Annotated in this window: 1 protein-coding gene and 1 pseudogene; both read left to right on the top strand. The window is 71.6% G+C overall.

Translation table 11 applies throughout. The features are described from left to right. Positions 1-340 (top strand): annotated as a pseudogene (locus AC5LSR_RS11305) (hypothetical protein); the annotation flags it as partial. Between the two features lie 291 nt (positions 341-631). After that, positions 632-3,892: type I restriction endonuclease subunit R (locus AC5LSR_RS11310; protein WP_493468427.1), on the top strand; the 3,261-nt coding region annotated here is incomplete at its 3' end.

Genomic DNA, 3,892 nt, shown 5'->3' on the forward strand with positions numbered 1-3,892 from the left:
CCCTCGGCCCTCGGCAGGTGGCCACCGCGCGGGTCACCCCCAGGGCCGCGACCATCTGGGCATGCTCCTCAAGGACGGCGATCCCGCGGTCTCCGGCTGGAAGGCCGCGCCGCCGACCACCGGGAGCGCCGGATTCGACACCCTGCTCGCCGTTCTGACACGCCGTGAGTTCGATCAGGCTGGTGTCAGACCGCCGGCATGGTGCGAGCCCAGGCGCCTGCCGGAGCCGTGGATTCCCGACCATCCGTTCCTCACCCGCGAGCAGGTCATCGCCAGGACCCCGGGCTTCCTGAAGGAACTCAGCATCTTCGTCCCCGCCCGCGACCTGGTCACCGCGTGAGCGGCGGCTATGAGTCCACGGCAGACGAGATAACCGCGCTGCTCGCCAGGCTTGCCGAGCAGGCCGCCCACCTCCTCGCACGCGCGGGGCCGGTCGGCGGGTAAGCCGTTATGTCGTCGGTCGCGGGGTGCATGTTGTGGCCGGCGACGGCGGGGTCCGCTCTGGCCAGGAGTGTGGTCATGCTGTTGTCCTGCCGGGGGGTTTGCGGGGTTGAGGTGATAGTGGGCCGGTATCCGGGGTCTCGTATGGTTAGGGGCTTGCTGGTGGCCTTGGGCGGGGGCGAGGGCGAGGATGGTGCTGGTCGACGAGCGGCTCGGTGGGGCCGCGAAGGGGTCGCCGAACTTCGGGCCGCTGTATCCGCTCCAGCCGTTGCTGGCCGTCTACGGCGCCTTCGCCGAGGCGACGGTGTTCACCAACCCGAACGCGTCGCTGATCCAGTCCGGCCAGTTCGGCGAGGTGCTGGCCGAAGAGATGATCGCCAGGATCGGTATCCGGCTCGACGGCACCCGGCAGGTCGACCGGCTCGCGGCGCTGACGAAGGCCGGTGTGCTCAGCGCCCGGGTCCGCACCGACTTCGACCGGCTGCGCCGGGACAGGAACAGGGCCGCCCACGAGTACCTCTTCGACAGCACCCGCGCCTTGGTCGCCGTGCGGATCTGCTACCAGCTGGGCATCTGGTTCCACGACGCGGTCTCCGGCCGCCGGACGATCGCCGAGTTCGTCCCACCCACCGACCCGGGCGACGGTGCCACGATCACAGACCCGGCCGAGCTGGCCGAGCTGCGCGAGGCCCTCGCCGGCCATCGGCAGGCACTGACCCAGGCCCGTACGCGGCTCGCCGAATCCACCAGCGCGCTGGACGCCGAGCGGCGGGCCCGCGCCGAGGCCGAACGGCTGATCGCCAGCGCCGACGCGAACCGCCGGCAGCTCCTCGACACCGTCGAACAGCTCACCGCCCGGCTCGAGCGGCTCCGCGACACCCAGCACGCCAGCTATGAGGCCACCCGCCAGCAGCCCCGTCAGGTCGACGTCCGGCAGCGCGAGGTCATCATCCAGCGCGCCCAGCGCCCGGCGCCGCTCAACGAGACGCAGGCCCGGGCCGCCATCGACGGGATGCTGTGCCAGGCCGGCTGGCTCGTTCAGGACCGCGACCAGGTCAATCCCGCGGCCGGTCAGGGAGTGGCGGTCCGCGAGTTCACGCTGGCCACCGGCCGCGCCGACTACGTCCTCTACGTCGACGGCAGGATCGTCGGCGTGATCGAGGCGAAGCGTGAGGGCGACCATCTCTCCAGCGCCGTCGAGCAGAACGACCGGTACGCGGCCGGCGTCCTCCAACGGCACCGCAACGCCGTCTGGCGGGAGTCCGAACCGTTCGCCTTCCGCTACGCCACCACCGGCACCGAGAGCTACTTCCTCAACCGGCTGGACCCGCACGCCCGCTCCCGGGCGGTCTTCACCTTCCACCGGCCCGAGACCGTCGCGGCCTGGATGCGGCGCGCCGGCGAGCACCCGGACGCCCCGACCTGGCGGGCCGCCCTGCGCCAGCTCCCCGAGCTGGAACCGAACGGGCTGCGCCCGGCACAGGTCGACGCGATCAACGGCCTGGAACGTTCTCTGGGGGACGACCGGCCGCGGGCGCTGATCCAGATGGCCACCGGCGCCGGCAAGACCTACACCGCCGTGGCGGCCACCTACCGGCTGCTGCGGCACGCCGGGGCACGCCGGGTCCTGTTCCTCGTCGACCGCACCAACCTGGGCCGCCAGGCCCACGACGAGTTCCGCCGGTTCACCACCCCGGACGACGGCCGCCGCCTCGCCGACCTCTACAACATCGACCGCCTCGGCCCGGCGGGGCTGCAGGACACCTCCTCGGTGGTCATCTGCACGATCCAGCGGATGTACGCACTGCTGCGCGGCGAGCAGCTCCCCGACATCGAGACCGACGACGCGGACGAGACCGACGGGGCCAACGGGGCCAGCGGGGCCGGTTACGAGCCGTACGCGCTGGACCAGCCCGCCGAGGTCGCCTACAACCCGGCCGTCCCGGTCGAGGCGTTCGACGTGATCGTCGTGGATGAGTGCCACCGCTCCATCTACGGCCTGTGGCGCGGCGTCCTGGACTACTTCGACGCCCATCTGGCGGGCCTGACCGCCACCCCGACCCAGCAGACCCTTGGCTTCTTCAACCGTAACCTGGTGTCGGAGTACACCTACCAGCAGGCGGTCGCCGACGGGGTGAACGTCGACTTCGACGTCGTGCGCATACACACCGACCTGCGGGAGAAGGGCGTCGCCACGATCGAGTCGGGCACCACCGTGCGGGTCCGGGACAGGAAGACCCGCCGGCAGCGCTATCAGGAGCTCGACGACGACTTCACCTACACCACCAGCCAGATCGGCCGGTCGGTGGTCGCCGTCGACGAGATCCGCGCGGTGCTCACCGCCTACCGGGACAGCTGGCGGAGCTGGTTCCCGCCGAACCGGCGCGAGCTCCCCAAGACTCTGATCTTCGCGGTCGGTGAGGACCACGCCGAGGACGTCCTCGCCCAGGTCAAGGAGATCTTCGGACGCGGCGACGACTTCGCCAAGAAGATCACCTACAAGAGCCGGCAGGCCGGGGAGAACCCGGACGAGCTGATCCGCGCCCTGCGCACCTCCCCCCGCCTGCGGGTCGCCGTCACCGTCGACATGATCGCCACCGGGACGGACGTCAAGGCCCTGGAGTGCGTCATCTTCCTGCGTGACGTGCGCAGCGCGGTGCTGTTCGAGCAGATGAAGGGACGCGGCGCCCGCACCATCGACCCGACCGAGCTCCAGGAGGTCACCCCCGACGCGGACGAGACGGTCCGCAAGGACCGCTTCATCCTGGTGGACGCGGTCGGCGTCACCGACTCCCCGCTGGTCGACGCGAAGCCCCTGGCCGCCGCCACCGAACGGCAGGTCTCGCTGGCGAAGCTGCTGGACAGGGCCGGCACGAAGTCGATCGCCCTGAGCGAGGCCGAGATCCTGGCCGGCCGGCTGGCTCGCCTCAACCAGCAGCTCACCACCGGGGAACGCGACGCCCTGACCAGGGCCGCGGGCGGCCGGACCCTCTCCGAGATCGCCGGCGCCATCGTGCGGGCGGTGGACCCGGACCGGCAGGAAGAAGCCCTGGCCGACGGCGGCAAGGCGGCCGCCCGGCAGCTCGTCGAGGACGCGATCGCGCCGCTGACGGGCAGCCCCGAGCTGCGCCGGCAGATCATCGAGATCCGCCGCGACAAGGACTACGTCATCGACGAGACCACCGCCGTCGAGGTGACCAGGGTCCACGAGATCCCCCGCGCGGAGCGGGCCCGCGAGCAGATCGCCCGCTGGGCCCGGCTGCTGCGGGAGGAACGCGACCGCCTCCCCGCGGTGACCATCGCCCTGACCAGCCCGCGCTCGGCCGCGCCCGCGGAAGCCTACGAGGCGCTGCGGTCACTGAACGCGGAAATCCGCCGCCCCCACTACGCCTGGTCACCCCAGGTACTCTGGACGTACTACGAGGATCTTGGTGTGGCCGTCCGCTCCGAC

It is taken from the genome of Protofrankia sp. CiP1_Cm_nod4, assembly GCF_982290645.1.